At 29.5% G+C, this 7,115-nt stretch carries 3 protein-coding genes; all 3 read right to left on the bottom strand.

What is annotated here, in order from left to right; genetic code table 11:
* On the bottom strand, nt 1-4,381 hold a 4,381-nt coding region (locus tag ACX6CF_RS07125; protein WP_458784614.1), incomplete at its 3' end, for an Ig-like domain-containing protein.
* Between the two features lie 533 nt (nt 4,382-4,914).
* Nucleotides 4,915-5,817: a phosphate butyryltransferase gene (locus tag ACX6CF_RS07120; protein WP_458784613.1), complete on the bottom strand. Its 903-nt coding sequence runs from the start codon at nt 5,815-5,817 to the stop codon at nt 4,915-4,917.
* 65 nt (nt 5,818-5,882) lie between these two features.
* Nucleotides 5,883-6,962 (bottom strand): butyrate kinase, encoded by a 1,080-nt coding sequence (gene buk, locus ACX6CF_RS07115; protein ID WP_458784612.1) that lies wholly within the window; start codon nt 6,960-6,962, stop codon nt 5,883-5,885.
* Between the last annotated feature and the right edge of the window lie 153 nt (nt 6,963-7,115).

The following is a 7,115-nucleotide window of genomic DNA, read 5'->3' as shown; positions in this document are numbered from 1 at the left end:
CTACTGTTCTTGTTACTTCTTCAGCCATGTAACCTGTAGAATCTGTTACATTGTAATGTACTGTATAATTACCTGAAATTTTAGTATCAATAATACCATCTACGTAAGGTACTATTGTTCCATTTGGTTTAGTAACAGTTGTAACAATCTCTTTAGTTAATGTATCATTATCATCTTCTATATCAATAGCTTTTGCTCCTGCATCTGTATATGAACCATTGTAATCAACAACTACTATTTTATCACCATTTATCTCAATTACTGGCTTATGATGTAATATAAACTCAACTGTATACGTCATAGTTGTTGTTCTATCTTCTGCTGTTACAATTACTGTTGTTATACCTTCAACTTCTGTTTGACTATCTTTAACTACTTCTACAGTTGCATTACTATCAATAGTTTCATATACTACATCTGGTCTAATTATTGTGCCTGGTTCTAAATATTTTATATAGCTTGTAGTACTAGAATTAAATACTGGTTCATCCACTGGTAATAGTGAATGTAGTCCTGCTTCCGAAGATACTGGATTTAAATACCCACCCTGAGCTGCACCATATATATTATTTAGTGACCTTATTATAGTTTCATCGTATAAATATCCATTTTGTAAATTAACTTTTGCCATTCTATTACTATAACCAACAAATAGAGTCTCATTTGCTACAGCTATACCCATAGAATATCTACTATAGTATTCGCCAATAACTGATGTGGAATAATTATTATCAAAATCTATCTTTATAAGTTTTGTATAATATCCATTCTCAGTAACACCTAAATAATACATATCACCATCAAGCGCTACTAAATCTCCACTAGAATTATATCCAACATCTTTCAACTCGTAAAATATTTCAGTATTTGGGTTATAAGCATATAGCTGCGTACCGTCAACATAATAATATAATCCATTATTATAAGTAAGTGAATTTATTGCGTTATCACTAATTTCTTTAATCTTTATAGGGTCAGTTATTATATTCTTGTATAATTTACCGCCCCTTATCCCTATAATATCATCATTATAATTGGCAATATCTAAATATGTTTTATTGGTATGAGCAACTTGTTCATAAGTATTACTTTCAGGATAATATTTAATTATTTTTCCATTTCTATCATTTAAATAAAAATAATCATAATCATATGGTCCTATTAATTCAAAAGGTAAGAGTACAACTTTCTCTGTAGGATTTGACCTTACAGCATCACCTTCAAGGTAAGTACCTGTCTTAGCTATTGGAGTTACTTCAAATTTTATAGTGCATCCAATTAAATCTTCAGTTATCAATAACTTCTTATTAGTAGCACCATTGATTGGTATATAACTACTTGAGACACCTTCTAATTTATACCATTGATACCTAGAATTACCTTCTTCATCACCTTCTGTATCCTCATATGTATATGATCCAGTAAGTTCTTTTCCAACTTTTGCACTACCTTCAATTCGCACATCTTTGGCAACAGGTGGGTTTGATACTATTTTTCCAATTCCTTGTGCAGCTCCAAACACTTTTTTCAAATGATTAATTTTATCAGATCTATCATTTAACTTATTGCCTTCTGTATCATATACATCAACATAGCTTTTCTTATCGTTCGCATAAGTTACAAATAAATTGTCATTGAGCGATGCTATACCATAAGGTATACCTGACAACCGAGCAATTTTTTTGACTTCATTTGTTGCAATATTAACTTTAACTAGATAATAGTTTTTCCAATTATAAGCAGTATAATAAATTGTGTTAGCATCAAGAAAGACAATATCTCCTGCAGAAGACAATCCTGTAGCTACAACATCAGTAATTTCGTTATTTGTAATATCGTACTTTCTAATTATTCCATAATTTTCTTCAACATAATATAGATTACCATTAGAATCCGAAGTTAATGCATTAACTCCATAAAAATCATTGAAATAGGAAAAATTATCATAGTTATTAGTATAAAGACTAGGTCCAATTTTTTCTCTTTCATTTATACCCAACTCGATATTCTTATAAAGATTACCATTTTGGGTTACACCTACCAAAGTTCCATCAGGTAAAGTTGCTATATCTCTATAATCATCTATATTTGAAGCAATTTTATCTGTTTTATTTGAATTCCTATATGGGTAGTATTTTACCAAAGTTCCTATATTATCACTTGCATAAAAGAAATCATCTGAATCTCCTGTAATATTTGATTTAATAGTTATTACACAATTATCTTCATAGTTTCCATCTTCCGTTGTAGCTGTTATAGTTATAACACCAACTTTATTAAGTGTTACATTACCATTAGAATCAACAGTTGCAATACTATCATCGCTAGAAGTCCAATTTATATTTTTATTAGTTGCATTTATCGGCTCTATTGTTGCATTAAGTGTTATACTATCATTTTCATCTAAATTAATTATAGTTGATTCAGGTTCCATATTAATACCCATTACTGGAACATTATTATTATAAGCCAAATTCTTAGAGCTTGGATATAAATAAGTACCTGGTACATCATCAATTGTATTACCCTTAAAAGACATTTGTAATTTAAATGCAGATTGACTCTTTTTGTTTTCAAAGAAATTCATATATATTGGGTATATTTTACCCTCTTGCATCTGGTACACAGTACCATTACCTCTTGTAGAAGGTGATTGATACTGCCATTTGTCCACAAATACTTTATCTTCATTTCCAACTGTCAAAGAACCATATATTCCATCATCTGAATACGCATATAATTCATATTCACCAGTTTTTTCTGGCACAAAATATCCCCACATCACTATAGCTTTTTCAAAAGCTTCATGAGAGTTATTATTATAATTGGCTTCAAAATATAATGAACCTTGTTGACTTTCGTTATACATATTGTAGTAATTTCCATTTGTTGATTCTATAGGAGTCTGAATAATGAAGTCTAGGTATCTTTCATCACCAAACATCTTAATCCGATCATTTTCATCAACTTGTGATTCATTAGAGAGATCGTAATGTTTTACACTTAAATATCCTCTATTATCACTTTGAATGTCAGTAAATATTTCTTTATCATCATTAAAATTTTCACTATAGTTATAATTGAATTGTAATGTTGTTATATTACTTGGTGGTATTGTTTCTGTACCGATAAACCTAAGCTTGATAACAACATCCATTGTTAAATCGGGAGGATTATTAGAATCATATACTTCCCAATTATCACTATCGACTATTGTGTACTCCATATTTTCTCTACTTGCATCTTGACCTGTAATTATATTATTAATATCATCTATCATTAGTTGAGGAGCATCTGGTATAGCAAATGGACTAAGTTGAATCAACATTTCTCCTTTAGTCCCAATTTGAGTAACAGCCATTATAGTAAAACTACCGACTGTTGCTTCATTATTAACAGTAACTACACCTGTTTGATCAATATTCACTCCAACTGACTCATTTTTTAAAGACCATGAAACAGTTGAATCTTCAATGATATTACCAGATTCATCATATACCTTTGCAGTATAATTTTTAGTGACATCATTTTTATAAGGAATCTCTATCACACTATCTCCACTGATTATTACTTCTTTTTCTTCTGGCTTTAGATTAGCATTATGCCATGGTGTTACTTTTATATAGTCTTCAATATTAAATTCAATAATACTATTTGCTATATAAGTATTACTGAATTGTGATTGAACAAACCAACAATTAAATATATGAGTTGGATCAGCACCTGGATAATCAATAGCTTCTAGTCTGATTTTTGTTCCTTTTGGTTCACTAATTGACACATTTTTAGATGTTTTACCATCTAATTGCTCAATAAATTCATCTTCAATATATATATTGACTATGCTTCTACCTGCAACATTACTAATAATAACACTAGAAACTTCAATAACTTGTTTTTTATTATTCAATTCATCATCATTATGTAAATCATCTTTTTCATTAGTATTATCCAAAATATTATCTTCATTGATTTTATTTTCATCTTGACCTAAGTCACTAGTCTCATCATCATTTTCTTTGTTTGATTTACTATCTTCATTATTACTATCATCTTCATTTTCTTTTACATCTTTATTTCTACTATCCTCATCAGCATTAACACCAATATTTAGATCATCGTTCTCATTTTCTTGTTTAGTATTATTTTCATCATCTTGACTAATTTTTATTAGTTCTTTATCTCCAGTATTATTTATGTTTTCATTCTCCAATGGAAAATTATCATTTTCTGTCATTTCCATCAAAGCTTGTTCACTGTCAATGGTCTGCACTTTGGTTTCAGTATCATTTGCATAAGAATTGATTGGAATTCCTGTAACAGTAACCGTTATTGCAAGTATAATAGCAAATAATTGTTTTAAAATCTTATACTTTCTCATGATTAGTTCTCCTCCTTTATTCATTTCTTTTTATACCATTATTATTTTGTCAATCTTTTCAGTATTATGATAATCACAAACAAATAATATCTTTTGTTTATGTTTTATTTATTAATACATATACTATTTTCAACCTATTTATTTATGAATATTTCATGATTTCAATGAGGTGATTATAAATATATTTTTCCAATAAATTTATTATACCATCTACTAGTCATTAAAAAAAGGACTTTTTAGGTATTAAGTACTAATTTACATTAATTAAACATTATACCCTTTTTTACCATATATAGTAATATATACCTACATATTTTTACATTTTAATTACCTGTCAAAATTTACTATACAATTTTATTTTTAGCCTAAATAGCTCCACTATTTTATAAGTTATTATACTATTATTTATTTTATTACATATTTTTTTTCATAAATATAGAGAAAACCTACATAAAAAAACGTTCTTACTAAGTAAGAACGTTTTAAGGTTTGACGCTAAAACCACCTATTCAATTATAATCATTTCATCATAATTATTTTGAAGTCATTAACATAGCTAACGCGATAGAATTAACTTTAGATATTTCAGTATCAGCTCTTGATGTTACAACAATTGGTACTTTTGCACCCACTATAACACCAGCCGCTTTTGCATTAGCTAAGAAAACCAATGATTTATATAATACATTACCTGCTTCAATAGAAGGTACTATCAAAATATCTGCTTTTCCAGCAACTGGACTATCAATTTTTTTATGATTAGCAGCTTCTATTGATACTGCATTATCTAGAGCTAGAGGACCACCTACTATACAATTATGTATTTCCCCTCTCTTATTCATTTCTTCAAGTTCTTTTGCATCAACTGTGGCTTGCATTTTGGGATTTACTTTTTCTTTTGCACATAACATAGCAACCTTGGGTTCATCAATACCTATACTCCTTGCTACAATAACAGAATTGTCAATAATCTGCTTCTTAGTCATAAGGTCTGGCACTATATTCATTGCAGCATCAGATATCAATAACAATCTGTCATAACCAGGTATATCCATAACACCAACATGGCTTAACACCCTACCTGTTCTTAGATTAGCTTCTTTATTCAAAATAGCTTTTAAAATGACAGCTGTATCAATAATACCTTTCATCACCATATCTGCTTCTTTATCTGTTACCTTTTTCACAGCAATATTACAAGCTTCTACTTTATCTTTTTCATCAATTATCACTACATCATCAACATTAAAATCTATCTGTTTTGCAATCTTGATTATTTCTTCTTTGTCCCCTACAAGAATCGCCTTTATTATTCCTTCATCAATTGCCATTTTTACTGAAATCAATACATCTATATCTTGTGCTACAGCAACTGAAAGTATTTTTGGTTCCTTTGTTTTGGCTAATTCTATTATATCTTCTAATTTACAAATCATCCAATCAATCCCTTTTTTATACTGATTTTTTTATTTTACATAGATTATTAGAAATATTCAATAGTTTACTTAAATATTTTTGCTTTTTCTTCACCTGTAAGTATACGAAGACCACCTTCAGCTAATGCAATTAATTCATCTTCTCCTGGAAAAACCTCGAAATCACCTAAAAAGCTAATTCTATTTCTTAATTTCTCGCTGAACATTTTTGAATAAGCAATACCACCAGTTAATACTATCCTATCATACTCACCCATCAAAACTGTTGCCATTGCGCCAATAGCTTTTGCAACTTGGTAAACCATTGCTTCATATATAAGAGTTGCTTTTTTGTCTCCATTTTCTATCATTTCCTGAACAACTCTAACATCATTTATTCCAAGATAACTAACAATACCACCCTTACCTGCTAATAACTTCTTAACTTGTTGTTTGGTATATTTCCCTGAGAAACACAAATCAACGAGTTCACCTGTTGGCAATTCACCTGATCGCTCTGGTGAAAATGGTCCGTCTCCATCCAGCGCATTATTAACATCTATAACTTTTCCTTTTTTATGCGCACCAATAGATATACCTCCGCCAACGTGAGCTATAATAAAATTACACTCCTCATATCTTTTACCTATTTTTTTAGCAACTCTTCTTGCAACTGCCTTTTGATTAAGAGCATGGAACATACTAATTCTACTAGTACCTTCTAACCCTGTAATTCTTGCAATATCTTTTAATTCGTCTACACATGGTGGATCAACTATATAAGCTTTTATATCTAGTTCTTTAGCAATCTCATCAGCGATAAGACCAGCTAAATTACATGCATGTCCTTTTTCCATAGCACCAACTCTTAAAGCTTCAATCAAATTATCTTCTAAGATATATGTACCACCTTCAATAGGTTTAAGAATTCCTCCCCTGCCTATAATAGTACTTAAACTTGATAATTCAATCTTTCTTTCTTCTAGAGCACTAATTATTGCCTCTTTACGAAATGTATACTGTTCTAGTATTGTATCAAATACTTCAAGTTCGTTTGTCGAATGTCTAAGTGTTTCTTCGAATATTTGTTGTTCATTATCAAATACTGCAATCTTTGTTGAAGTCGAACCTGGATTTATTACTAATATCCTAAATTTGCTTTCCATATTAGATACCATTTCCTTTCATATTTCATGTCTATAGATTAACACCATTGAGTTTTTTTCTCGGTGCTCCTTTTGGTTAAATGATGACCTTTTTTTGTCAACTTTCAATATCATAAAATTATATGTCAATTATTATACCCTATAACATGCTTT

The organism is Vallitalea sediminicola (assembly GCF_054408565.1).
Note: the sequence above shows the minus strand (reverse complement) of the source record. Positions and strands in the feature narration are given on the sequence as shown.